Source organism: Amycolatopsis sp. NBC_01307 (assembly GCF_035975215.1).
Lineage (GTDB): Bacteria > Actinomycetota > Actinomycetes > Mycobacteriales > Pseudonocardiaceae > Amycolatopsis.
In genome coordinates, this window is the sequence record NZ_CP108403.1 from 4271608 (window position 1) to 4294723 (window position 23116).

The 23116-nt window shown below is 72.4% G+C and carries 24 protein-coding genes; 10 read left to right on the forward strand and 14 right to left on the reverse strand.

Going from position 1 to position 23116, the window contains the following annotated elements:
* The first annotated feature begins 21 nt into the window (after nucleotides 1-21).
* Nucleotides 22-438 (forward strand): DUF6892 domain-containing protein, encoded by a 417-nt coding sequence (locus OG439_RS18050; protein ID WP_326950513.1) that lies wholly within the window; start codon nucleotides 22-24, stop codon nucleotides 436-438.
* On the opposite strand, the gene OG439_RS18055 is transcribed toward OG439_RS18050, so the two are convergent.
* The 6 genes from OG439_RS18055 to OG439_RS18080 form a co-directional block, all read right to left on the reverse strand.
* Nucleotides 323-1255, reverse strand: coding sequence for a hypothetical protein (locus OG439_RS18055; protein WP_326950514.1), 933 nt, complete (start codon nucleotides 1253-1255; stop codon nucleotides 323-325). The two genes, OG439_RS18050 and OG439_RS18055, sit on opposite strands and share 116 nt — an antisense overlap.
* Nucleotides 1256-1605: 350 nt before the next feature.
* Entirely contained in the window at nucleotides 1606-2481 is an 876-nt protein-coding gene (locus OG439_RS18060; protein ID WP_326950515.1) for an SAM-dependent methyltransferase, read from the reverse strand.
* Complete coding sequence (locus OG439_RS18065; protein ID WP_326950516.1) at nucleotides 2433-3077, reverse strand: cysteine hydrolase; 645 nt, start codon at nucleotides 3075-3077, stop codon at nucleotides 2433-2435. Before OG439_RS18065 ends, OG439_RS18060 begins: the two co-directional genes overlap by 49 nt.
* Entirely contained in the window at nucleotides 3074-4150 is a 1077-nt protein-coding gene (locus tag OG439_RS18070) for an isocitrate/isopropylmalate family dehydrogenase (protein ID WP_326950517.1), read from the reverse strand. The genes OG439_RS18065 and OG439_RS18070 overlap by 4 nt, the downstream gene beginning before the upstream one ends.
* Nucleotides 4151-4684 carry an EF-hand domain-containing protein gene (locus tag OG439_RS18075; protein ID WP_247052713.1) on the reverse strand — a complete coding sequence of 178 codons (534 nt, stop codon included), beginning with the start codon at nucleotides 4682-4684 and terminating at the stop codon, nucleotides 4151-4153. It abuts the gene before it with no gap.
* Nucleotides 4685-4855: 171 nt separating this feature from the next.
* Nucleotides 4856-5530, reverse strand: a complete 675-nt coding sequence (locus OG439_RS18080) for a TetR/AcrR family transcriptional regulator C-terminal domain-containing protein (RefSeq protein ID WP_326950518.1) — start codon at nucleotides 5528-5530, stop codon at nucleotides 4856-4858.
* Between the two features lie 91 nt (nucleotides 5531-5621).
* Here OG439_RS18080 and OG439_RS18085 point away from each other — a divergent pair, with 91 nt between their 5' ends.
* Nucleotides 5622-6161 carry an ester cyclase gene (locus tag OG439_RS18085; protein WP_326950519.1) on the forward strand — a complete coding sequence of 180 codons (540 nt, stop codon included), beginning with the start codon at nucleotides 5622-5624 and terminating at the stop codon, nucleotides 6159-6161.
* 49 nt (nucleotides 6162-6210) lie between these two features.
* Here OG439_RS18085 and OG439_RS18090 read toward each other — a convergent pair whose 3' ends face one another.
* The gene (locus OG439_RS18090; RefSeq protein WP_326950520.1) at nucleotides 6211-8085 is read right to left on the reverse strand and encodes a Calx-beta domain-containing protein; all 1875 of its coding nucleotides are present in this window, start codon (nucleotides 8083-8085) and stop codon (nucleotides 6211-6213) included.
* A 310-nt stretch (nucleotides 8086-8395) separates the two neighbouring features.
* Nucleotides 8396-9433: an NAD(P)-dependent alcohol dehydrogenase gene (locus tag OG439_RS18095; protein ID WP_326950521.1), complete on the reverse strand. Its 1038-nt coding sequence runs from the start codon at nucleotides 9431-9433 to the stop codon at nucleotides 8396-8398.
* A gap of 98 nt (nucleotides 9434-9531) precedes the next feature.
* On the opposite strand from OG439_RS18095, the gene OG439_RS18100 reads away from it, so the two are divergent.
* Nucleotides 9532-10119 (forward strand): TetR family transcriptional regulator, encoded by a 588-nt coding sequence (locus tag OG439_RS18100; protein ID WP_326950522.1) that lies wholly within the window; start codon nucleotides 9532-9534, stop codon nucleotides 10117-10119.
* 3 nt (nucleotides 10120-10122) lie between these two features.
* On the opposite strand, the gene OG439_RS18105 is transcribed toward OG439_RS18100, so the two are convergent.
* Complete coding sequence (locus tag OG439_RS18105; RefSeq protein WP_326950523.1) at nucleotides 10123-10785, reverse strand: hypothetical protein; 663 nt, start codon at nucleotides 10783-10785, stop codon at nucleotides 10123-10125.
* A gap of 67 nt (nucleotides 10786-10852) precedes the next feature.
* On the reverse strand, nucleotides 10853-11554 hold the full coding sequence (locus tag OG439_RS18110) for a helix-turn-helix transcriptional regulator (protein WP_326950524.1): 702 nt from the start codon (nucleotides 11552-11554) through the stop codon (nucleotides 10853-10855).
* 126 nt (nucleotides 11555-11680) lie between these two features.
* On the opposite strand from OG439_RS18110, the gene OG439_RS18115 reads away from it, so the two are divergent.
* The 4 genes from OG439_RS18115 to OG439_RS18130 all read left to right on the forward strand — a co-directional run bounded on the left by OG439_RS18115 (nucleotide 11681) and on the right by OG439_RS18130 (nucleotide 15707).
* A complete protein-coding gene (locus OG439_RS18115) occupies nucleotides 11681-11920 on the forward strand; it encodes a hypothetical protein (protein ID WP_326950525.1) in 240 nt (79 codons plus the stop codon).
* Nucleotides 11921-12014: 94 nt separating this feature from the next.
* On the forward strand, nucleotides 12015-12881 hold the full coding sequence (locus tag OG439_RS18120) for an FAD binding domain-containing protein (RefSeq protein ID WP_326950526.1): 867 nt from the start codon (nucleotides 12015-12017) through the stop codon (nucleotides 12879-12881).
* Between the two features lies 1 nt (nucleotide 12882).
* Complete coding sequence (locus OG439_RS18125; RefSeq protein ID WP_326950527.1) at nucleotides 12883-13353, forward strand: (2Fe-2S)-binding protein; 471 nt, start codon at nucleotides 12883-12885, stop codon at nucleotides 13351-13353.
* Complete coding sequence (locus OG439_RS18130; RefSeq protein ID WP_326950528.1) at nucleotides 13350-15707, forward strand: aerobic carbon-monoxide dehydrogenase large subunit; 2358 nt, start codon at nucleotides 13350-13352, stop codon at nucleotides 15705-15707. The genes OG439_RS18125 and OG439_RS18130 overlap by 4 nt, the downstream gene beginning before the upstream one ends.
* A gap of 20 nt (nucleotides 15708-15727) precedes the next feature.
* On the opposite strand, the gene OG439_RS18135 is transcribed toward OG439_RS18130, so the two are convergent.
* Entirely contained in the window at nucleotides 15728-16597 is an 870-nt protein-coding gene (locus OG439_RS18135; RefSeq protein ID WP_326950529.1) for a cyclase family protein, read from the reverse strand.
* 98 nt (nucleotides 16598-16695) lie between these two features.
* Nucleotides 16696-17517: a type I methionyl aminopeptidase gene (gene map / locus OG439_RS18140; RefSeq protein ID WP_326950530.1), complete on the reverse strand. Its 822-nt coding sequence runs from the start codon at nucleotides 17515-17517 to the stop codon at nucleotides 16696-16698.
* Nucleotides 17518-17602: 85 nt separating this feature from the next.
* Between map and OG439_RS18145 the strand changes: the two genes are divergently transcribed.
* Nucleotides 17603-17887 carry a helix-turn-helix transcriptional regulator gene (locus OG439_RS18145; RefSeq protein ID WP_326950531.1) on the forward strand — a complete coding sequence of 95 codons (285 nt, stop codon included), beginning with the start codon at nucleotides 17603-17605 and terminating at the stop codon, nucleotides 17885-17887.
* A gap of 240 nt (nucleotides 17888-18127) precedes the next feature.
* On the opposite strand, the gene OG439_RS18150 is transcribed toward OG439_RS18145, so the two are convergent.
* Nucleotides 18128-19264, reverse strand: coding sequence for an FAD-dependent oxidoreductase (locus OG439_RS18150; RefSeq protein WP_326950532.1), 1137 nt, complete (start codon nucleotides 19262-19264; stop codon nucleotides 18128-18130).
* Nucleotides 19265-19489: 225 nt separating this feature from the next.
* On the opposite strand from OG439_RS18150, the gene ligD reads away from it, so the two are divergent.
* Nucleotides 19490-21487 carry a DNA ligase D gene (ligD, locus tag OG439_RS18155; protein ID WP_326950533.1) on the forward strand — a complete coding sequence of 666 codons (1998 nt, stop codon included), beginning with the start codon at nucleotides 19490-19492 and terminating at the stop codon, nucleotides 21485-21487.
* A gap of 4 nt (nucleotides 21488-21491) precedes the next feature.
* On the opposite strand, the gene OG439_RS18160 is transcribed toward ligD, so the two are convergent.
* Entirely contained in the window at nucleotides 21492-22079 is a 588-nt protein-coding gene (locus tag OG439_RS18160) for a helix-turn-helix domain-containing protein (RefSeq protein WP_247052756.1), read from the reverse strand.
* Between the two features lie 77 nt (nucleotides 22080-22156).
* On the opposite strand from OG439_RS18160, the gene OG439_RS18165 reads away from it, so the two are divergent.
* Nucleotides 22157-23104, forward strand: coding sequence for an NAD(P)/FAD-dependent oxidoreductase (locus tag OG439_RS18165; protein ID WP_326950534.1), 948 nt, complete (start codon nucleotides 22157-22159; stop codon nucleotides 23102-23104).
* Nucleotides 23105-23116: the final 12 nt, after the last annotated feature.

Genomic DNA, 23116 nt, shown 5'->3' on the forward strand with positions numbered 1-23116 from the left:
GTTAACCCATAGATTGCGCCCATGGCCGACTTCACCGACTTCAACCTCAAGCTGATCGTCGTCGAGCAGCTGATGTACACGGACAAGACGCTGACGCCCGCGTTCCGCATCGCCGACGTCCTGGGCGTGACCGACACCTGGGAGCACACCTACCAGCGCGGCCTCGCCCACCAAGTGGTCCCGGAGGCGCGCGACTACTTCGAAGCGCTGGAGATCGGCGACGACCTCCTGGCCACCGTGGAAGAGCTGGTCATGGACGGCGGGCTGCGGGTGTACCAGGAGTGCGCGCCGATCTGGGACGGCGAGGACGAGCTGTTCGACGTCAGCTCGCTCGACGATCTCGCCCTGCTGCCGAACTTGCGGCGTGTCGTGGGCTCGGAGTTCCTCGGCCCGCGGTTGCGGGAGGTCCTTCGCTCCCGCGGTGTCGCGGCGGACTGACCGAGCGGTCCGCGTCGCCGTAGTAGCCCGCGGGCAGCTGCCGGAAGCGGCGGCGGAAGCGCAGCCAGCCGACCAGCTGCGTGCCGGCCGCGAGCACGAGGTAGGACAAGGCGAACCACCCCTGCGCGCCGAGGTGGTCCAGGTCCATCCCGGCCGGCCACACCGCGACGAAGAACAGGGCGGACGGGGCGAAGCGGTGGGCGTCCTGGGCCCGCAGCACGCCGTCGACGGCGCGGGACGCGGCGTCCTCGGCGATGATCGGCGCGCGCAGCACCCGGCCGAGGACCAGCGCGATCGCCCCGGCCCCGGCGGCGAGCCCGAGCGTGCGGGCCCCGGCGTCCAGGGGCGCGGCGGGTTCGGTGAGGAACTGCAGGGCGCACAGGACGGCTCCGCCGCCGAACGTGATCGCCGTCGCGGCCAGGTGCCACCAGCCGACCTGCCGCGCCGCCGCACGCCACGGCGGCGGGGTGCCGGTGCCGGTCAGGCTCTCGGCGAGCTCTTCGCGCGTCTGCACCTGGCGCCACCGCATCACGAGCAACGCGGCCAGCACCACGCCGACCAGCAACGGCCGGAGCAGCTCCAGCTCCCGCGGCGCGCGGAAACCGGGCCAGAAGACGAGGCAGACGACCAGCACGGCGAACACGGTCGGCCGCCGCAGCCATTCCCGGGTGCCGACGCGCAACGCGAGCAGCCGGGTCGGCAACCCGACCTCGACCCCGTGCCGCGCAAGCCACATCCGCGTGGCGGTCACCTCGGCGAACGACGGTTCGCCGGGCAGCCTCGGATCGACCGGCAACGCCGGTTCACGCACGACCAACCGAAAGCCTCCCAGCCCTCACCACCCGCGGGAAGTCTACGACAGGGCCCGGGCCGGGCTCACCGCGCGGGTTTGCCGGTGCAGACCGGTGACGCCCGCCGGATCCACTCCAGCCGACCGGCGCACTTCGACCGGCCACGACCCGGACGACCTCGCCGTCGCCGGTGCACACCACTGCTTCTTCACCAAAGCACGGCCCCGGCTCACCACCGGTTCACCACGAGAACCGCGGCAGCTCACCAGCCCGACCGACCTACGAAAGCGCGGCGGCCTCGGCAGGCTCGAACCGGCCGCGGATCCAGACAATCGCCGCGTCGCCCTCGAAGGACTCACCACACCAGCGCCCCGGCTCACCGCGGCGGTTTGGCCGCGAAGACCCAGCGGTTGCTCGCCAAGGCATCATGGCGCTCCGGCACCAGGCCCGCGCCGTGTTCCACCGCGAGGTCGAACGGGGTGCGGACCGATGTCTCCCAGGCGCCGGCCCGCAGTGCGGCCGCCGAGTCCGGGCGGGGTTCGGCGTCGAACAACGCCGTCAGGTCCACGCCGATCTGCTCCTTCGTGCTGCGGTAGATCGCGCTGGTGCGGTACTCCACGCCGAGCTTCACCTCGTACGCCAGGCAGCTTCCGGGCGCCGCCAGGCGGTCGACCGTCGTGATGAGCCGGCGTTCCGCGTCCGCGGGCAGGTAGAGCAGCAGGCCCTCGGCCAGCCACGCCGTCGGGACGCGCGGGTCGAACCCCGCCTCGCGCAACGGCCGGACCCAGTCCTCGCACAGGTCCACCGCGACCGTCGTGCGGGCCGCGCTCGCCGTCGCGCCCAGGTCGTCCAGGACGTCCTGCTTGAACGCCAGCACGTCCGGCCGGTCAAGCTCGAACACCGGGCAGCCGGCCGGCCACGCAAGCCGGAAGGCCCGCGAGTCCAGCCCGGCGCCCAGCAGGACGACCTGCCCGGCGCCGGCGCGCACCGCGCCGAGCAGGAAGTCGTCCAAGACCCGGGTGCGCAGGCCGAAGTAGCGCCCGAGCCGGCCCCACAGCGGGTTCGCCGCCCCGCCGGGGACGTCGTGCCAGTGCACCGGCCACTCCCCCGACGCCCGCGCCGCCCGGACGAAGTGCCGCGCGAACCCGTCGTGCGCCAGGGAATCCGGCCGGGTCGCCTCGATCGCCCTGGCCGCGGCGACCATCAGCGCGGTCCGGCCGACGCCGCCTTCGACGCCTCGGGTGGTGACCACTCGTCCTCCTCCGCGAATCGGGTCCACGACGCGGGCCGGTCGTGCGTGGTCGTCCGCGCCCCGTAGACGGTTTCCATGAACCGCAGGGTTTCCTCGTCGGACCGGTGCAGGGCGGTCGTGCAGTCGGTCAGGACCGTGAGGTGGAATCCCTTCTGGAACGCCGTTCTCGCCGTCGAATCCACGCAGACGTCGGCGTAGACCCCGGCGAGCACGAGGTGCCCGATCCGGCGCCGGCGCAGGTACTGCCCGAAGCCGTGCGCCAGGAACGCGTCGAAGCAGGCGTACTTGGTGAAGACGCGCTCGCCGGCCGCGGGCGCGACCTTGTGGAACTCCGCGCCCCACGAACCGGTCCGGCACTTCGGCTGTTTGCCCAGCACCCGGTCGCGCCGCCGCCAGCTCGGCCGCTGGTGCTCGACGTCGCCGAGGAACCGCACGAAGACGACCTCCGTGCCGGCCCGCCGGGCGAGGTCGACGGCGCGCGCGGCGTTCGTCGTGGCCCGCTGCAACGTCCCCGGTGCGCCGCGGTACCGGGCCGCGACGACGGGCCCGGCGCAGAAGTCGTTCTGCAGGTCCACGACGACCAGGGCCGTCTTCACGCGCCCGCCACCGGCACCCGGCCGGGCACGGGGTCGAGCGCGGCCAGGACTTCGGCCACGACCTCGGCGGTCGACTGCCGGCCGCCGACGTCCGGGGTGCCGACGCCCCGGTCGCGGGCGGCGTCCAGCGCCTGTTCGGTCGCCGCGACGGCGCCCGGGCAGCCCGCGTGCCGCTCGGCGATGGCCGCGGCGGCCCGGATGGTCGCCGTCGGGTTGACCCGGCCGGTCCCCGCGAGGTCGTCGGCCGAGCCGTGCACGGTCTGGTACTCGACGAGCCCGGCGACGTCCGGGTGCAGGAGGACGTTCTCGGTGTAGCGGCGCTCCTGGCGTTCGCCGCCGAACGCGTCGAGCAGGACGACGTGCATGATGTCGGCCCATTCGTTGCCGGCGACGACCAGCGTGCGCGGGGTGAGGCCGTGCTCGATCAGGTTGCGGTTCACCGTGTCCGGCTGGCTGAGCTCGACGGTCACCCCGAGCCGGCCGGCGATCTCGGCGACCCACTCGCCGAGCGCGCCGTCGAGCAGGTGGAACTTGTACGCCAGGACGATCCGCGCGGGTCCGTCGTCGGGCCACTGCGCCCAGGCCCGGCGCAGCGCGAACACGATCACCTTCTCGGTGATCTCCTTGCTGAACACCGTCGTGCGGGTCAGCACGCCCGGCGTGTGCCGGTTTTCGCCGGTGTAGAAGCCCTGGGCCTGGTCCCGGACCAGCAGCAGGCCCGGCGTGATCGGGTCGACCTTGACCGCCTGCAGCCGCTCCCGGACCAGGTAGAGCGACTGCGCGTTGATCGCCGTGCGGAAGATCGCCGGGACGTCGGCCCGCGCCTGCTCCCGGCAGAACCGCTCGTAGTGCTCGGCGTCCTCCTGGGTCAGCCGGCGGATCCGCTCGGTTTCCCCTTCACCCTTCAGTGAGAAATAGGAATGGTACAACCGGGGCGAGCGCACGATTTCGATTTCGGTCGAGTGCCGGAGGCCGATTCGGGTCAGCACGTTTTCGAAGACGTCCGCCAGTTCCGGACCCGTACCCCGGCCGACCGCCAGCCCGACGACCGGCCGCGCGCGGTGCGCGCCCACTCAGCCGGCCACGTTCGCGACCAGGTGGTCGCCGGCGATGCCGACCTTGTCCGGGCTGTAGTAGTCCTTGATCGCCGCGGTCCAGACCGGCACGCGGACGCGGTCGCCCGCCGACGGCCCGAAGGCCTCGAAGAGGGCGTCGATGTTGTCGCGGTCGAACCCGATCGCCGTCATCAGGGCGACGAACAGCGGGCGTTCGATCATTCCGTCGCCGTCCGGATCCCCCAGTGCCGCAAGGGATTCCGCGAACTCGGTCACCGTGGCGTCGAACCGTTCCGGCGACAGCACGCAGGCCGCGTACTCGTCGTAGCTCACCTTGCCGTCGTGGTTCGCGTCGAGCTCCCGTTCCAGGGTGGTCCAGTACCGGTGGAAGGCCGCCTCCATCGCCTGCTTCGCGGCGGCGCCGGAGCCCTGGGCCGCCCGCAGCACGCGGTCCGCCATCGTCGAGAAGTCCCGTTCTTCGAGATAGCCGTTCCGGTCGACGTCGAAGAGGGTGAAAACGAGCTTGATCCGGTCGACCGCGGTGGCACCCATCGATTTTTGACCTTTCGCGTCGGGGTTGTTCCCCGAGCAGTTTGCGCCCGGCGGGCCGGGCCGTGAATCCGTTTCACCCCAAGGTGTGGAATCACCGTTTTGCCGCGTTTTCACCGGAGCGCACCACCGGTTCACCCCGGCCGGGGCACGCCCCGGCACACACGGTGATGCTCAGCGGCGGGCGGCCTCCAGCGCGGCGACCAGAGCGTCGACGCCGAACGCGAACTCGGCGTCGTGGTCGCAGACCGCCAGGTGCGGGGCGGCCGCCACGACGTGCGGCAGGCCGGACGCCGTCAGCTCGGTTTCGCGCCGCCCGGCGCCTTCGACGTCGGCGCCGCTGAACGCCGGTCCCGCGGACACCTCCCGCAGCAGCGAGCCGACCAGGAAGGCGAGCGACGTCCGCAGCGCGTGCACGGCGCGCTCCGGCGGGAACCCGGCCCGGTCGAGGACGGCCAGCACCGCCTCGGTCGGCCCGAGCGCGGCGGGCGCGTCGAGCTGGCGGGTCAGCACCAGCGGCACGCAGCGCGGGTGCCGGAGCGCGGAGCGCCGGAAGGCGTGGGCGACCGCGCGGACGTCGGCGGCGAGGTCGCCGCTCGGCGCCGGCAGGCGCAGGCCGGCCAGCACCGCCTCGGTGATCGCGTCGAGCAGCGCGTCCCGGCTCGCGACGTGGTTGTAGAGGCTCATCGCGTCGACGCCCAGCCGCTTGGCGACACCGCGCATGGTCAGCCGTTCGACGCCCTCGGCTTCGGCGAGCGCCATCGCGGCGTCGACGATCCGCTTGCGCGACAAGGGTTCCTGCCCACGCCGGGGCCTGCCGCGCCGCGGCGGATCCGTCTCGGTGTCCATCCCGTACCTCCTGGACAAAACCTACAGCGTAGGTCTACGGTCGGCCCATACCTACGGCGTAGGTTTTATCCCACCAAGACTGAGGACCCGGATGACGACCGCCTACACCCTGCCGCCGGAAGACGTGCTGCGCGCTCGCGAGAAGCTCGTCCTCGACCACTTCCACGACGAGGTGCGCCAGGCCTGGGACGACGTGCTGGAGACGTTCCCGCACCCGCACTACGAGCTGATCGCGTCGATGACGGTCCACGACGGCACCAGCGAGGTCCGCGGCTACTACCACGACACCCGCGTCGCGTTCCCCGACCAGGACCACGAGATCATCGCCCTGCGCCACACGGCCGACGCCGTGGTCGTCGAGTTCTGGCTGAAGGGCACCCACCTCGGCCCGCTGGGCAAGATCCCGCCGACGGGCAGCACGCACCGCACCCGGATGACGGCGTACTTCGTCTTCGACGAGCAGGAGAGCCTGGTCACCGAGCGCGTCTACTTCGACCAGCTGACCGTGCTGAAGCAATTGCTGGGCGGGCTGGACAAGAAGAACCCGAAGGACCTGGCCACGTTGGTGCGCGCGGTCTTCGGCGCGTTGAGCGAGGCCGGCGGCGAACCGGATCCCCGGCTGCTCGGCTGAAAAGGCGGGGGCGGCCGGTTTCCCGGCCGCCCCCGCTCACTTCACCTGGTCAGCGCCGGCAGGGGTTGCCGGCGGGGTGGGCGTTGGTTCCGTGCACGTCGGCCTGGGACTCCGCGAGCACGATCTTGGCGAGCGCCGTGTCCAGCGCGACCGCCTGCTGCTTCACGACGCCGTTCACCACGGTCTGGCCGTTCAGCTTCAGCGATCCGATGACCAGCGGGATGGTCAGCGGGGCCGAGCCGACCGTGACCGCGAGGCCGTTGATCTTCAGCGAGGCGATGGTCGAACTGCCCGCGAGCACCGGGGCGAGACCGCCCGTGGCCGGCTGGCAGGTCGCCGACGCCTGCGACTGGATCACGCCCAGCTCGATGGTCAGCCCGAGCGTGCTGATCACCGTCTTGTCGATCTTGGCGGTGGCCTGCGCGTGGTCACCGGCGGCCGGGGCCGCCGACTGGTTGTCCGGCGTGACGTCCGTCGACGCGGTCAGCGCCTTGGTCTCCACCTTGATCAGGCCGGCGTTGAGCGTCGCGCCCAGCACCGTCTGGCTGTCGTCGGCGCAGGGCAGGTTCGCCGGGTTGGCGACGCCGGCCGTGATGCCGATGACGTTGGCGGCCGTGCCGGTGCAGGAGAACGCGCCGTCCCGGTCGTCGTCGGTGATCGTGCCGATCCCGGTCGGGTCGACCAGGCCCGCGCCGACCGGCGCCGACAGCGTCACCGTGAACGTCTCGTCCGGCTCGTCGACCGTGTCCGGGTTGACCAGCACGGTCACCGGCTTGGTCGTCTCACCGGGCGCGAAGGTGACGTCGCCGCTGGTCGCCGCGTAGTCCGCCGGCGCGGTCGCCGTGCCGTTCGCGGTGGCGTAGTGGACCGTCACCGGGTTCGGGCTGGCCCCGCCGAGCAGCGACACCGTGAAGGTCGCCGGCACCGGAGCACCGCCGGATCCTTCGGCCACCGTGACGTCGTTGATGCTCAAGCCGAGCACCCGCACGGTCGTCGTCTCGACGTAGCCCCGCGAGACGCCGTCGACCAGGTAGTCGACGGTGCAGTGGTACGTCCCCGGCGCGGCGTTCGCCGCGGCGGCCACCGTCTCGGTGAAGGTGGCGACGTCACCGCTGGGCACCTTCACGCTGGCCGGCGCGTTGGTGACCGTGAGCTGCGGGTCGCACGTCGTGACGTGCGGGGCCACCGTGACCTCGATGGACTTGATGCCGTCGAGGATGGCCTGCGAGACCGCGCTCGAGGGCACGTTGTTGAGCAGCACGCCACCCGTGGCCGACGTGATCGCGCTGGCCTGCCCGTCGAGGTCGAGCGCGCCCACGTTGACCGCGACGACGCGGATGTTCGCCGCCTTCAGCGCGGCGATGGTCTGGGCCAGGTCGTGCCCGCCGCTCGGGTCGTGCGACGGCGCGTCGCCGAACCACGCGACGATGCGCGTGCCGTCCGGGCGGAAGGTGACCGCGCCGGTGGCCAGCTGGTACAGGGCGTTGAGGTCGGCTTCCGGGCCGTCGCCGCCACCGGAGGCGACCCACTGGTTCGTGCCGGCCTGGACCGCCGCCTGGTCACCGGTGATGCCCGTGTTGACGCGGAACGCGAAGGGGTCGCCGAAGTCCTTGTACTCGGCCACCCCGAACTGCGCGGTCGGCTGCGCGGCGAGCACGTCACCGGTGATGGTGTTGGCGTTCGCGCGCACGTTGCCGATCGCGGCGCCCATGCTGCCCGTGGTGTCGGCGAGCAGCACGAGGTCGGGGTTCGGCGGCACGGCCGACGTCGTGACGTGCTTGGTCACGGTGGTGCTCTGGCCCGCGTTGAGGGTGAGGTCGACGGTGGCCGGGTCGACCCCGGGCGGCGCCGCGGCAGCGACGGCCGTCGGTGCGAGCAACGCCGTGACGGCCGTCAAGGCGACGAACACTGATCTTCGGGACATGACTTCCCTTTCGAGAATTTCCGGTGGCTGGCCTGAGGAAGACGGAAAATGGCCTGCTTCGTTAGCACTTCGCCCGCGGTTCACCCGGAGTGCCCTGTGTCAAGGCGCTCAATGGGCGATCACCGGGAAATCGGGCTACTCAACCAGGTACTGACCGGGCCGGGCCGTCGAAAGCCGATCGGGAAACGTCACGCTTCAGAGCGACGCCGGACCGGGATATTTGCACAATGCGTGCTCGACGGGAAGCGGGAAACCCTCGATCTTTCTCACCGGAAACGCAAAGAATGACCCGAATGCCGCAGTGCCCGGGCTACGAAAGGTCGGCCAGGTCGAGCACGAAGCGGTACCGGACGTCGTTGCGGCCGAGCCGCTCGAGGGCTTCGTTCACCTGCTTCGACGGAAGCACTTCGACGTCGGCGGTGACGTCGTGCTCGGCGCAGAACTCCAGCATCTCCGCCGTCGCCGGGCGGCCGCCGCTGCCCGCGGAGCCCAGCTTCTTGCGACCGACGAGCAAATCCATCATCTGCACGGTGACCGAGCCCAGGTGGCCGACGACGCTGAGGGTGCCGTCCAGCGCGACCAGCTTCAGGTACGGGCCGAGGTCGTGGGGCACCGCGATGGTGTCGACGACGACGTCGAACCGGTCCCGCGCCGCGGCCAGCTGCCGCTCGTCGGTGGACACGACCAGGTCGTGGGCGCCGAGGCGGCGGGCGTCCTCGGCCTTGCCGTCGGTCCGGCTGATGACCGTGGTTTCGGCCCCGAGCGCGACGGCGAGCTTGACCGCGAGGTGCCCGAGGCCGCCGAGCCCGGCCACGGCGACACGCGTGCCGGGGCCGACGTCCAGCGCCCGCAGCGGCTCCCAGACGGTGATCCCCGCGCACAGCAACGGCGCCGCGGCCGCCGGGTCGAGTCCCGCGGGCAGCGGGTAGGTGAAGCCCTCGCGGACGACGTACTCGCGGGAGTAGCCGCCCAGCGTGGGGGTGCCGTCGTGGCGGTCGGTGCCGCCGTAGGTCAGGGTCGGGAACGCGTAGCAGAAGTTCTCCTGCCCCCGCCGGCACATCGGGCACTCCCCGCACGAGTCCACGATGTTGCCCACGGCGACGGCGTCCCCGGCGGCGAACCGCGTGACACCGCTCCCCACCTCGGTCACCACGCCGGTGAACTCGTGGCCGGGCACCAGCGGCGTGTCCCGGCCGGGCCGGCCCAGCGCGTGGAGGTCGCTGTGGCAGACCCCGCAGTAGTCCACGCTCACGGCGACGTCGTCCGCCCGCAGGTCACGGCGTTCGAGCGGCACCTGCCGCAACGCGTCCCCGGTGTGGTCGGCCTGCCAGCCCACGGTCGTCCTCATGGCGCACTCCTCAAACAAACAGACTGTTCGGTCTATTTGACCGTAGCCGAGCATCGGCGATCCGGCAAACAGACTGGTCTGTTGTTATCGTGGGCCGCATGGCCGACAAGCCCCTGACCTCGCGGGGCGCCGCGACGAAGCAGCGCATCATCGACGTGGCGACCCAGGAGTTCGCGCGGTACGGCCTGGCCGGGGCGCGCGTCGAGCGGATCGTGGCCGCGGCCCGCACCAACAAAGCGCAGCTCTACGGCTACTTCGGCAGCAAGGAAGAGCTGTTCGACACGATCTTCCTGGACTCGATGGGCTCGATCCGCGACGGCGTCCCGATCGACGCCGGCGACCTCGCGGACTGGGCCGTCCGCCTGTACGACGAGTACCTCCGCCGGCCCGACCTGATCCGGCTGGCCACCTGGGTCCGCCTGGAGCGGCGCCCCGCCGGGCACCTCGTCGCCGACGCCGACCGCCTCGACGCCGCCAAGCTCGGCGCCATCGCCGACGCGCAGGCCGCGGGGCTCGTCCGGGCCGGGGACCCGTTCGACCTGATGGCCATGGTGATCGCGATGTCGATGGCGTGGTCGCCGGTCAGCAACGTCTACGCCGCCACCGGCGAGGAGCCGCCGGAGCTGCACGAGCAACGCCGGACGCTCCTGCGGGAGAGCGTCCGGCGCGCTGTCGCACCCGGGTAGGACTCAGTAGCGGAAGGACCGGGTCCCGGTCAGCGACCAGGCGCGGGCGACCCGGCCGTCGCGCACGGACAGCAGGTCGGCGCCGCTCGCCGCGGGTCCGGTCCACAGGAACGCGACGGTGCCCCGGACCGGATCAACGATCGGCGCCCGGTGTGGCGTCAGGACCGCGGGCTCCGGGCGCGTGAGCGGGCCCGCCGCGCCGGAGAAGAACCCGAAGTCCCCGGTGATGACGTCCACCGGCTCGCCGGCTCGCCACCGGAGCCAGCCGTCGAGGACCTTGTCCAGGTCGTCGCCGGCGGTGTACGCCGGGTCGGGCGTGGTGTCGCGCCGCTCCCCCACGAACGTCCAGTTCTCCGCGATCCCGCCGCCGTGCAGGATGTTGACGTCGAAGCCGGTCAGCTTCTGACCGTCCGCCTTGTCGACGTCCCACAGGTAGGCGAAGTGGTCACCGCCGTCGGCGAGCACCCGCGGGCGGAAGATGTTGATGTGCTTGCCGCGGTACCCCTCGAGGAACCGCACCTGCTCCGCCGGCCCGACCACGCTGTCGAGCCCCGGGGTCTGCCCGGACCACTGCACGCAGGTCGGGCTCATCAGCTCGTGCGCCAGCGCGGGGTCCTCGTTCCACATGCGGCACCACTGCCGCATCCGCTCTTCGTTGTTTTCCATGTCCGCCACGGTTCCAGCGGTCCGCGACACCGTCCTGTCGGTGTTCGGCGTCACATTTCCCGGCATTTCACCGCAGGGCTTCCGCGTCCAGCCGGTCGAGTTCCGCGGCCCACTCGGCCTCGCGCGGGCGGAACCGCTCGCCGGTCGGCGCGGTGGCGGTGATGCGGTGCAGCTGGAACCCGCGGACGCCGTCGCGCAGGCGGCACCACGCGACGAGGTACCAGCCGTGCGGCCCCCAGAGCAGGCCCAGCGGCTCGACGTCGCGCTCGGAGGCCGCGCCCGCCCGGTCGGTGTAGGTCACGTGCAGCACCCGGCTCGACACGACGGCGTCCTCGACCGTGTCCGCGACCGCACTGCGGATCACCGGCAGATCGGGGTGCGGGCCGACGCGGTGCACGCGCGCGGCCAGCGCGTCCTCCCTTCGCCGCACGTCGGGCGGCAGCACGGCCAGCACCTTCTGGGCCGCTCGCCGCGCGGCGTCCGCGAAGGGCGTGGCCGACGCGGCCCGCAGCGCGACGCTGATCGCCAGTGCCTCACGCGCGGTCAGCGTCACGGGCGGGAGGGTGCGCTCGCGGTCCAGGCTGTACCCGCCGTTGCGCCCGGTGTCGCTCCGGATGGCCACACCGGACTCCCGCAGCGCGTCGAGGTCCCGTTCGACAGTGCGGACGCTGACCTCGAACCGCCGCGCCAGCCACGTCGCACTGCGCGGCCGCGGCGAGACGGCGCGAAGTTCTTCCACGAGGGCGTACAGCCGTTCGGTGCGATTCACGAGAGCTAATTTATCTGCCGTCCACCGGCCGTTTCCGGCCGCTTACCGCAGTCCACCCGCCCGGGCTGTTACAGATCCGCACTCTTTCGCGACAGCACTGTCGAGAATGAAGGGGAGGGTGGTCGGGTGACGGGCGAACGACAGGTGCGGCTGTGGCTGGGCACCCGAGAGGTCTCGGCCCCGGCCGAATTCGGCCGCGAGGTGGTGAAGTACACCGGAATCACGGTCCAGCGCGTCGAAGACGGCGACCTGGTCGGCCAGTCGTGGGTCCCGGTGGGAACAACACCGACGTTCGCGGACGACGAAGCCCTGATCGCGGAGTGGCACGAGGCACTCCAATGGACCCACGCCCCCGCCGACGTCTGACCCTCGCCTCGGGGCGCTGGTCGGCACGCCCGGATTCAGAGTTCCCTTAATCCACTGTTGCGGACCGCGGACCCGGCGGGGACGATCGGCGGTCATGCAGGTGCCGGCGCAGTTCGAGTACGAGCGGGCCACCAGTGTCGGGCACGCACTCGAACTGCTGGCCAAGTACGGCCCCGAGGGCCGGGTGATCGCCGGCGGGCACAGTCTCATCCCGATGATGAAGCTGCGGCTGGCGCGGCCCGAAGCGCTGGTCGACATCAACGAGCTCGGCGAGCTGTCCCGGATCGAGGTCGTCGGCGGGGAGCTGCGGATCGGGGCCCTCGTGCGGCACGCCGAACTGCTCGGTTCGGCCGAAGCCGGGCGGCTGTTCCCGATCCTGCACGACGCCGAACGCGTGGTCGCGGACCCGATCGTGCGCAACCGCGGGACCGTCGGCGGCTCGCTGTGCCAGGCCGATCCGTCGGAGGACCTGGCGGCCGCGTTCACCGCCGTCCGGGCCGACGCCGTCGTCGAAGGCGGCACCGGGACGCGGGTCGTGCCCGTGCGCGAGTTCTTCACCGGGCCGTACGAGACCGCCGTCGGGCCGGGTGAGCTGCTGGTGCAGCTGCGGCTGCCGATCCGCGACGGGACCGGGAGCGCGTACGCCAAGGTCGGCCGGCGGGCCGGGGACTGGGCCATCGCCGCGGCGGGCGCGTCACTGCGGCTGGACGGCGACGTCATCGTCGAAGCCGGGCTCGGCCTCACCGCCGTCGGCGCCCCGCACTTCGTCGCCGCCGAAGCGGAGGACTTCCTGCGCGACGGCCCGGCGACGCCGGAGCGGTTCACCGAGGCCGGGACGATCGCCGCCGCGCACTGCTCCCCCGCCGCCGACCAGCGCGGGCCCGCCGACTACAAGCGCCACCTCGTCGCGCAGCTGACCGCCAGGGCGCTGCACCAGGCGCACGCGCGGCGGGCGGGGTGACGTGGAGATCACCGTGACCGTCAACGACGAGGCGTACCGGCGCAGCGTCGAGCCCCGGCTCCTGCTGGTCCACTTCCTGCGCGACGACCTCGGCCTCACCGGCACGCACTGGGGCTGCGACACGTCCAACTGCGGCACCTGCGTGGTCTGGCTCGACGGCCTGCCCGTCAAGTCGTGCACGGTGCTCGCGGCGATGGCCGACGGCAAGCGCGTCCGGACCGTCGAGGACCTCGCCGACGGCCCGCGGCTCGACCCCGTGCAGCAGGGGTTCGTCGCCTGCCACGGCGTCCAGTGCGGGTTCTGCACCCCGGCGATGCTGATGACCGCGCGCTGGCTGCTCGACCGCGACCCCGACCCGGACGAGGACACCATCCGCGAGGCCATTTCCGGGCAGCTGTGCCGCTGCACCGGCTACGAGAACATCGTCCGCGCGGTCCGCTGGGCCGCCGAGCACCCGGACGGTGAGCCGTGACGGCGAACGGCCACGGTTCCGTGCCCCGCAAGGAAGACGGCCGGTTCGTCCGCGGCCGCGGCGCGTTCCTCGACGACGTGACCCGGCCCGGCATGCTGCACGGCGCGATCCTGCGCAGCCCGCACGCGCACGCCCGCGTCGTCGCGATCGACACAAGCGCCGCCGAGGCGCACCCGAAGGTCCGGGCCGTCATCACCGGCGCGATGCTGGCCGAGCGCGGCATGGCGTGGATGCCGACGCTGTCCCACGACGTCCAGGCCGTGCTGGCCACCGACAAGGTCCGGTTCCAGGGCCAGGAGGTCGCGTTCGTCGTCGCCGAAGACCGCTACGCCGCGCGAGACGCACTCGAGCTGATCGACGTCGAATACGAGCCGCTGCCGGTGATCGCCGACGCGCGGACCGCCCTCGACGCCGACGCCGCGGTGATCCGCGACGACGTCGAAGGCCGTACGGACAACCGGATCTTCGACTGGGAGTCCGGTGACGCCGAAGCGACCGCCGACGCCTTCGCGCGCGCGGACGTCGTCGCGACGCAGGACATGCTCTACCCGCGGGTGCACCCGGCGCCGATGGAGACCTGCGGCGCGGTCGCCGAGCTGGACCCGGTCACCGGCAAGCTGACCGTCTGGGCCACCGCGCAGGCGCCGCACGCGCACCGGCTGCTCTACTCGATGATCACCGGGCTGCCCGAGCACAAGATCCGGATCGTCGCGCAGGACATCGGCGGTGGGTTCGGCAACAAGGTCGGGATGTACCCGGGTTACCTGTGCGCGGTCGCGGCCACGATGCTCACCGGGCGGCCGGTCAAGTGGGTCGAGGACCGCTCGGAAAACCTGATGAGCACGTCGTTCGCCCGCGATTACCACATGCACGGCGAGATCGCGGCGACGCGCGACGGGACGCTGCTCGGCCTGCGCGTGCGGGTGCTGGCCGACCACGGCGCGTTCAACGGCACCGCGCAGCCGTCGAAGTTCCCGGCCGGGTTCTTCCAGGTCTTCACCGGTTCCTACGACCTGCCCGCGGCGCACTGCGCGGTCACCGGCGTCCACACGAACAAGGCGCCCGGCGGCGTGGCGTACGCGTGTTCCTTCCGCATCACCGAAGCCGTGTACCTGGTCGAGCGGATGATGGACGTGCTCGCCTACGACCTCGGCGTCGACCCGGCGGAGCTGCGGGAGCGGAACCTGTTGCGGCCCGGGCAGTTCCCGTACACCTGCGCGACCGGCTGGGAGTACGACTCCGGCGACTACCCCGCGGCTTTGGCGCTGGCCAAGGAGATGGCGGGCTATGACGACCTCCGCCGCGAGCAGAAGGACAAGCGCGAACGCGGTGAGCTGATGGGCATCGGGCTGAGCTTCTTCACCGAAGCCGTCGGCGCCGGCCCGCGCGAGCACATGGACATCATGGGCCTCGGCATGGCCGACGGCGCCGAGCTGCGCGTGCACCCGAGCGGTTCGGCCGTGCTGCGGCTCTCGTGCATGTCCCAGGGCCAGGGGCACGAGACGACGTTCGCCCAGATCGTCGCGCACGAGCTGGGCATCCCGACGGACGAGGTCGAGGTGGTGCAGGGCGACACCGACGCCACGCCGTTCGGCCTCGGCACCTACGGCTCGCGCTCGACGCCGGTGTCCGGCGCGGCGACCGTGCTGGTCGCGCGGAAGGTGCGCGCGCGGGCGCGGCTCGTCGCCTCGGCGATGCTCGAGGTCAGCCCGGACGACCTGGAGTGGGAGCCGGGCCGCTGGTTCGTCCGCGGGGTGCCGGACCAGGGCCGGTCGATGCGTGAGATCGCCCGCGCCGCGCACTCCGACCTGGCGCTGCCCGAAGGCGTCGAAGGGCAGCTCGACGCGTCCTGCGTGTACAACCCGCCGAGCCTGACCTACCCGTTCGGCGCCTACATCTGCGTCGTGGACGTCGATCCCGGCACCGGCCAGGTCCGGGTGCGCCGGTTCGTCGCGGTCGACGACTGCGGCGTCCGGATCAACCCGGCGATCGTGGCCGGGCAGGTGCACCGCGGCCTCGCCGACGGGATCGGGATGGCGCTGATGGAACTGATCGCGTTCGACGACGACGGCAACCACCTCGGCGGGTCCTTCATGGACTACCTGCTCCCGACGGCTTTGGAGTGCCCGTCGTGGGAGCTGGGCGAGACGTGCACGCCGTCCCCGCACCACCCGATCGGCGCCAAGGGCATCGGCGAGTCCGCGACGGTCGGCTCCCCCGCCGCGGTCGTCAACGCCGTCGTCGACGCACTGCGGCCGTACGGCGTGCGGCACGCGGACATGCCACTGACGCCGGCGGCGGTCTGGTGCGCGATGCAGGGCCGTCCACTTCGGACGGACCTGGCGATCACCTGAGCCCCGGCGGGAGACCTCGTTCAGAACAGCGCGACGGGGTTGACCGGGATGCCGGTCAGGCCGTGGACACGGGGCGGGGCAACGGAAAGCAGGAAGCTGTAGCGCTCCAGCTCCGCGCACAGCGCCGCGAGGTCGTCGAGCGCGACCGCGTCGATCAGGGGCATCGCCAGCCGGCCCAGGCCGACGCCGTGCAGCGGGGACGGCCCGCCCGGGTCCAGTGGCGGGAAGGCGTCACCCCGGTCGGGTGCGCAGAGCGCGACGCCGCGGCGGTCCATCCAGCGCACGGCGTCGACGCTGATGCCCGGGGTCGGTGTGCCGGGGACCGGGGTGGCCGGCCAGCCGAGCCGCACCACCAGCGCGTCACCCGGGCGCACTTCGACGCCGAGGCGCCGCTCGGCTTCCTCGAAGTCGTGTGACGTCACCGCGTATCCCGAGGGAAGCGGTCCGTCGACGGCCAGGTCGAGCAGGACCCCGCGCGTCACGATCCCGGCGGCGAAGGCCGACGTCGACGCGTGCGTGACCCCGCCGGCGGTCACGACCTCGGCCCGCGGGCGGCCCGGGTAGACCTGGTCGCCGGTCGACCAGTGCGCCAGCGCGTCGAGGTGCGTCGACTTCGCGTGGTGGTTGGTGACCAGCATCAGGTCGGCCGACACGCCCACCCCGGTGTACGACATCAGCTGCTGCACCGGCGAAACGTCCACCGTCGTGGGCGCGAACGGGCTGCTGATCATCGGGTTCGGCGTGATCGGCTGCGCCAGCGACACCCACCGGCCCGTGCGCACCTCGGCGGCGGCCTGCGCGCGCACGTCGTCGGTGATCAGGTTGAGCGTGCCCAGTTCGTCGTCGGCGCCCCAGCGGCCCCAGTTGTCCGGCAGGTCGGGGTCGGCCATGAGCGGGGCCTTTCTCGTCGCGATCGCCGGAAGGCGGTCGCCGACCGCCGCGTCGTGATCCACCGTACTCGGTCGATCACGACCGGCGGCGGGCCGCGTCAGGCGTCCTTTGTGGACAGCCGGTCGGCGTCGTCCCGCGCCGCCGGGGTCTCCGGGGCACGCCGGGTCAGCACCAGCGGGACGTCGTCGGTGACGGCGACCGTGTGCTCGGAGTGAGCCGTGCGCGAGCCGTCCGCCGAGCGGATGGTCCAGCCGTCGGGGTCGTAGACGATCTTGTCGGTCGTCCGGGCGAACCACGGCTCGAGCGCGAGGGTCAGGCCCGGCCGGAGCTTCATCCCGCGGCCCGCCTGGCCCTTGTTGGAGACGTGCAGGTCCTCGTGCATGGTGCGGCCGATGCCGTGGCCGCCGAACTCGGTGTTGACCGGGTAGCCGTAGTCGCACGCCACCGCGTAGATCGCCGCCGAGATGTCGCCGAGGCGGTTGCCCGGGCGCGCCACCTCGATCGCCGCTTCCAGCGCTTCCTCGGTGGCGCGGATGATCCGCAGGTCCTCCTCGGCCGGGGTGCCGACGATGACCGTGCGCGCCGAGTCCGCCACCCAGCCGTCGATGCCGACCGCGATGTCGGCGCTGAGCACGTCGCCGTCCCGCAGGACGTACTCGTGGGGCAGGCCGTGCAGGACGGCGTCGTTGACCGAGAGGCAGATGACGTTGCGGAACGGGCCCTTGCCGAAGGACGGCGCGTAGTCCCAGTAGCACGACTCCGCGCCGCGGCGCTCGATCATGCCGCGCACGTGGTGCTCCAGGTCCATGAGGTTGACGCCGACGTCGGCGAGCCGCCCCACCTCGGTCAGCACCTCGGCGACAAAACGCCCGGCCACGTGCATGCGCTCGATCTCGGCGGGCGTCTTCAGTTCGATCACGAAAACCTCACGTCACAGGGTTGGTATAGTTATACCGGGACCGTAGCACTTGCCGGTATAGTAATACCAGTCCTACCCTCGGAGCATGGTCCGTCAACCGCTCACGCCCGCCCAGGTCGAAGCCGGCCGGCGGCTCGGCGTCCTGCTGCGCCGCGCGCGGGCGGGCCGCGACCTCGCGGAAGTCGCACAGGCGGCCGGCATCTCGCCGGAGACCCTCCGCAAGATCGAGACCGGCCGCCTGCCCTCCCCCGGCTTCGGCACGATCGTCCGCCTCGGCGAGGTGCTGGACACGCCGCTGCACGAGCTGGCCGCCACCTGGCGCGGCCCCGACGTCCCCCGGCACACCGCCCCGGCCTACGGACGGCTTTAGGCCGACGCCCGCCGCGGCGGCCTGGTTCGTCCGGATGCGCCGTGTCGTCCCGGCAATCACGGGTGTCGACCCTGGGATCACGCGAGTCGACCTCCCGATCACGCGAGCCGACCTCTCCGGCCCACGCGCCGGCGGTGCCGGCCCACGACTTCGCTCGCGGCCCGTGTGATCCGGAAGCCGACTCCCGTGATCAGAGGGTCGACACGTGTGTTTGGAGGGTCGACACGCGGGTGTCGGGGCTCAGGACTTCTGCTGGTCTCCGCTGAACATCTCCCGCAGGCTCTCCGGCAGTTCGCCGTCGAAGAGGCTTTCCATCAGGGCGGCGTCGTCGAGGGGGGTGGCGGTGCGGGTGAACATGGCCTCCTCGTAGACCGCGAGCGCGGCTTCGACGTCGCCCGGGTGGGCCGCCAGTGCCTGGCCGAGTTCGGCGCCGTCCAGCATGGCCAGGTTGGCGCCCTCGCCGTTCGGAGCCGTCACGTGGGCGGCGTCGCCGACCAGGGTGACGCCCGGCAGGCGGTCCCAGCGGTGACCGATCGGCAGGGCGTAGTGCGGGCGGAAGACCGGCGCGGTGTCGGCGTCGGTGATCAGCGCGGTGAGCTCCGGGGCCCAGCCGTCGAACTCCCGCGCGATCCGCGCCGTGACCGCGGCCGGATCGGCGAAGTCGAGGGCCTCGAACCAGTCCAGGGACTCCGTCAGGGCGACGTAGGCGTGCAAGGTGTCCCCGCTTTCCCGGTGGGCGCTGATCGCCCGGTCCGGGGTGGGCCCGTTCGACGCCATCGAGCCACCGCCGACCGCTTTCGCCGTGGCGGGGTGCCGGGTGTCGGCGTTGTAGAGGTAGGTCTCGATGAACGCCGTGCCGTCGTACTCGGGCACGGCGCCGGTGACCAGCGACCGCACTCGCGACCAGGTGCCGTCCGCGCCGACCAGCAGGTTCGTGACGACGGTGGAGCCGTCGGCGAAGGTCACCTCGTAGTCCCCTTCGGCGCGGACGCGGGTGGCGCTGACCTTGTGGCCCCACCGGACGGTCCCGTCCGGGAGCCCGTCGAGCAGCAGCCGGCGCAGTTCGCCGCGCTGCACCTCGGGGCGGCCGCCCGTGCCGTCGTCGACCTTCTCGAACAGGAGTGTCCCCTGGTGGTCGAGGATCCGCATCGCCTGCCGGCCCTCCAGCACCAGGTCCTGGAACGCCTCGGTCAGGCCGGCCGCCTCGACGGCGAGCAGGCCGTTGTAGTCGTGGATGTCGAGCATCCCGCCCTGCATGCGGGCCATCGGGGACGGCTCGGCCTCGTACACCGCGGACGGGATGCCGTGGACGTGCAGGACGCGGGCGAGGGTGAGGCCGCCGAGTCCGGCACCGATGATCGTGACTGGGGTGTTCATGGTGGCTCCTTCGCCGATCGCGGCCGCCTGGTGAGCCCAGGCGCGGCCGCCGTTGGAATTACATTCCAAGATTGACGCGGGCCGCTGGCACGGGCCGCACACGGCGCTGTCAGCGACCTGACGCCCGGTCCCGCGCGCTGCCAGTACGGCTTTCACCTGCACAAACCCAGCGAAGCTAGGCCGAACGGGTTACGGTCGGAGCACCGAGCGGGAACGGAGGCCGGCATGGCAGCGCGTGACACCGCCCGCGTCCCCGCCTGGGTCGAGCCGATGCTGGCCAAGGCCGACGGCGGGCGCCTGCGCAGCGGCCCCGAGTGGGCCTACGAGTACAAGCTGGACGGCTACCGCGCCGCCATGCGCATCGCCCCCGACGGCACCACCGTGCTCACCAGCCGCAACAACATCGACTTCACCGCCGAGTTCCGCGGCGTTACCGACGTCCTCGACCTCGACGGCCAAGCCGCGCTGCTCGACGGCGAAGTCGTCGTCTACAACGAGGACGGCCGGATCGACTTCGAGCTGATGCAGGAACGCCGCGGCCGTTACGTCAAGCACCAAAGCTCCCTGCGCCGCGACGAACCCTTCGACGACCTTCCCGTCCGGTTCCTCGCCTTCGACCTCCTGCAGCTGGGCGAACGCAGCCTGCTCGCCGAGCCCTACGACGAACGCCGCCGTCTGCTGGCCACGCTGCCGATGCCCGACCTCCACAAGGTTTCCGTCGTCCGCGCGGTCACCTTCGCCGAACTCGACGCCGACCACCGCTCCCCCGCCGACTTCCTCGCCCACGCCGCCGACGCCGGCTACGAGGGCGTCGTCGCCAAGCTCCGCAGCTCGACCTACCAGCCCGGCCACCGGCCCGACTCCTGGCTCAAGCACCCGTTCATCCAGACGGCGGAGGTCATCGTCTGCGGCTGGCGCCCCGGCCAGCGCAGCTTCACCGGCACCCTCGGCGGCCTGCTGCTCGGCGCCCACGACCCCGCCACCGGCGACCTCGTCTACATCGGCGACGTCGGCACCGGCTTCTCCCAGGCCGCCCGCGCGGACCTCGTCACCATGCTGACGCCGCTCGAGCGCCGGACCCACCCCTTCGCCACGACGCCGCCGCGCGAGGACACCACCCGCGCCCGCTGGGTCGAACCGCACCTCGTCGGCGAGGTCGTCTACCGGCAGTTCACCCGCGGCGGCCGCGTCCGCCACACCGCCTGGCGGGGCCTGCGGGCCGACAAGAGCCCCGACGACGTCCGCGCGCCCCGCTCGACCGGCCAGGCCGCGCCGGAGCCCGCGCCCTCGGAGCCAGCGCCGCCGCTGGGGCCGAAGATCACCGTGCAGGCCGGAAACCGGCGGCTGACACTGTCCAATCTGGACAAACCGCTGTTCCCCGACGGCTTCACCAAGGGCGAGGTCATCAACTACTACTCCCGCGTCGCGCCCGTGCTGCTGCCGCACCTCGCGGGCCGGCCGGTGACGTTCATCCGCTTCCCCGACGGCGTCGGCGGCCAGCAGTTCTTCGAGAAGAACGCCCCGCGCGGCGCCCCGGACTGGCTGCCGACCGTCACGCTGCCCAGCACCGGCTCCCGGTCCGGCCGCGGCGAAGGCACGATCGACTACGCCCTGCTCGACGAGCTGCCCGCGCTGGTGTGGGCCGCGAACCTGGCCGCGCTGGAGCTGCACGTTCCCCAGTGGACGGTCGGCCCCGGCGCGACCCGCCGGCCGCCGGACCGGCTGGTGTTCGACCTCGACCCCGGCCCGGGCACGTCGATCGTCGACTGCTGCCGGGTCGCCGAACGCCTGCACGACGTCCTGCTCGCCGACGGGCTGACGCCGTTCGCGAAGACGTCCGGTTCGAAGGGAATGCAGCTCTACTGCGGCATCCGCACGGACGACCCGGCCGCGCCGTCGGCCTACGCCAAGCGGCTGGCGCAACGGCTCGCGCGCGAGACCCCGGCGACGGTCACCGCCGTCATGGTCAAGGCCCAGCGCGCCGGCCGGGTGTTCATCGACTGGAGCCAGAACAACCCGGCCAAGACGACAGTCGCGCCGTACAGCCTGCGCGGCCGCGAGCACCCCACGGTCTCGACGCCGCTCACGTGGGCCGAGGTCCGCGCGTGCCGGCACGTCAGCCGCCTGACCTTCACCGCCGACGACGTCCTGGACCGCGTCGAGACGCACGGGGACCTGCTCGCGCCGCTCCTGGAGACTCAGGCCCCGCTGCCGGCCCGATGAGCCGTCAGCGAGACTTCGCGCGCAGGTGGAGCCGCTCCCCCTGCTTGCCGAACAGGCTCAGGATCTCCGCCGGCCGGCCGTCGACCGCGCCGAACCAGTGCGGCAGGCGCGTGTCGAATTCCGCCGCCTCGCCCGGACCCAGCGTCATGTCGCGGTCCGCCAGGACCAGCCGCAGCCGTCCCGACAGCACGTACAGCCACTCGTAACCCTCGTGGACCTGCGGGTCCGGCTCGCCCGTCTCCGGCTCGAGGATCATCTTGAACGCCTGGGGCGCGCCCGGCTGGCGGGTCAGCGGGAGCACCGTCATCGTCGCGCCGTTGTGGCGCGGGATGCGCCGCGCCGTCAGGCGGACGCGCGGGTCGCCGACCTCCGGGGCGCCGACCAGCTCGTCCAGCGGGACTTGGTGGGCCTGCGCGATCGGCAGCAGCAGCTCCAGGCTCGGCTTGCGCTGGCCGGCCTCCAGGCGCGACAGCGTGCTCTTCGAGATGCCCGTCGCCTCCGAGAGGTCGGCGAGGGTGACCCGCCGCTGCGTGCGGACCCGCTTGAGCCGCGGGCCCACCTCGGCCAGTGCCTGGTTGATCGCGTCCGTCATGCCCCCAGGAAACTCCTTCGTCCCGGAAACGGCAACATAAGTTGTCGGATTCGTGACGGCGGGGTCATGGTGGCCGCATGACCGAGAACAGCAGTTACGACGTAGTGGTGGTGGGTGGCGGGGCCGCGGGCCTCAACGCCGCCCTGATGCTCGGCCGGGCGCGGCGGCGCGTCGCGGTCGTCGACGGCGGCGCGCCGCGCAACGCCCCCGCCGCCCACATGCACGGCTTCCTCTCCCGCGACGGGCTGCCGCCGGACGAGCTCCTCAAGATCGGCCGCGAAGAGCTCGCGGGGTACGGCGTCGACCTCGTCGACGACGACGTCACCAGCCTCGAGCCCGGCTTCACGCTGCGCCTGGCCGGCGACCGCGTGCTGACCGCGCGGCGCGTCCTGTACGCCACCGGCGTCCACGACGACCTCCCGGACCTCCCCGGCCTGCGCGAAAGCTGGGGCACCGACGCGGTGACCTGTCCCTACTGCCACGGCTACGAGGTCCGCGACCGGCCGCTCGGCGTGCTCGGCACCGAAGCCGCGAGCGTCGAGCACGCCCTGCTCGTGCGCCAGTGGTCACCGGACGTCGTCTACTTCGCCCACACCGCGCCACCGTCCGAAGAGGACCGGACGCGGCTCGACGCGCGGGGCATCCGGGTCGTCGAGGGCACCGTGACCGCGGTGCGGCGCGAGGACGGCGAGCTCACCGGCGTCGAGCTAGGCAGCCGGTTCGTGCCGCGGGCGGCGCTGTTCATCCGGACCCGGACCGTCCCGCACGACGCGCACCTGCGCGAGCTCGGCTGCGCGGTGGAGAACGACGTCGTCAAGGTCGACCCGAGCGGGCAGACCAGCGTCCCGGGCGTGTGGGCCGCCGGCAACGTCGTCGACGCGCGGGCCACCGTGATCATCGCCGCGGCCCAGGGCGCGGCCGCCGCCGGAGCGCTCAACCACGACCTCGTCGCCGAGGACGTCCGCATGGCGATCGACTCCTACGGCGGCTTCACGCCCGCGGCGGAACGCGCGGCGATGCGCTGACGCGCTGGTGTT

What these genes read in the sequence shown, in the direction of transcription:
- OG439_RS18050 (WP_326950513.1), top strand. Translation starts at nt 22, where the DNA reads ATGGCCGACTTCACCGACTTCAACCTCAAGCTGATCGTCGTCGAGCAG.
- OG439_RS18075 (WP_247052713.1), bottom strand. Translation starts at nt 4,684, where the DNA reads ATGGGTGCCACCGCGGTCGACCGGATCAAGCTCGTTTTCACCCTCTTC.
- OG439_RS18080 (WP_326950518.1), bottom strand. Translation starts at nt 5,530, where the DNA reads ATGGACACCGAGACGGATCCGCCGCGGCGCGGCAGGCCCCGGCGTGGG.
- OG439_RS18085 (WP_326950519.1), top strand. Translation starts at nt 5,622, where the DNA reads ATGACGACCGCCTACACCCTGCCGCCGGAAGACGTGCTGCGCGCTCGC.
- OG439_RS18090 (WP_326950520.1), bottom strand. Translation starts at nt 8,085, where the DNA reads ATGTCCCGAAGATCAGTGTTCGTCGCCTTGACGGCCGTCACGGCGTTG.
- OG439_RS18095 (WP_326950521.1), bottom strand. Translation starts at nt 9,433, where the DNA reads ATGAGGACGACCGTGGGCTGGCAGGCCGACCACACCGGGGACGCGTTG.
- OG439_RS18100 (WP_326950522.1), top strand. Translation starts at nt 9,532, where the DNA reads ATGGCCGACAAGCCCCTGACCTCGCGGGGCGCCGCGACGAAGCAGCGC.
- OG439_RS18105 (WP_326950523.1), bottom strand. Translation starts at nt 10,785, where the DNA reads ATGGAAAACAACGAAGAGCGGATGCGGCAGTGGTGCCGCATGTGGAAC.
- OG439_RS18120 (WP_326950526.1), top strand. Translation starts at nt 12,015, where the DNA reads ATGCAGGTGCCGGCGCAGTTCGAGTACGAGCGGGCCACCAGTGTCGGG.
- OG439_RS18135 (WP_326950529.1), bottom strand. Translation starts at nt 16,597, where the DNA reads ATGGCCGACCCCGACCTGCCGGACAACTGGGGCCGCTGGGGCGCCGAC.
- OG439_RS18145 (WP_326950531.1), top strand. Translation starts at nt 17,603, where the DNA reads ATGGTCCGTCAACCGCTCACGCCCGCCCAGGTCGAAGCCGGCCGGCGG.
- OG439_RS18150 (WP_326950532.1), bottom strand. Translation starts at nt 19,264, where the DNA reads ATGAACACCCCAGTCACGATCATCGGTGCCGGACTCGGCGGCCTCACC.
- ligD (WP_326950533.1), top strand. Translation starts at nt 19,490, where the DNA reads ATGGCAGCGCGTGACACCGCCCGCGTCCCCGCCTGGGTCGAGCCGATG.
- OG439_RS18160 (WP_247052756.1), bottom strand. Translation starts at nt 22,079, where the DNA reads ATGACGGACGCGATCAACCAGGCACTGGCCGAGGTGGGCCCGCGGCTC.
- OG439_RS18165 (WP_326950534.1), top strand. Translation starts at nt 22,157, where the DNA reads ATGACCGAGAACAGCAGTTACGACGTAGTGGTGGTGGGTGGCGGGGCC.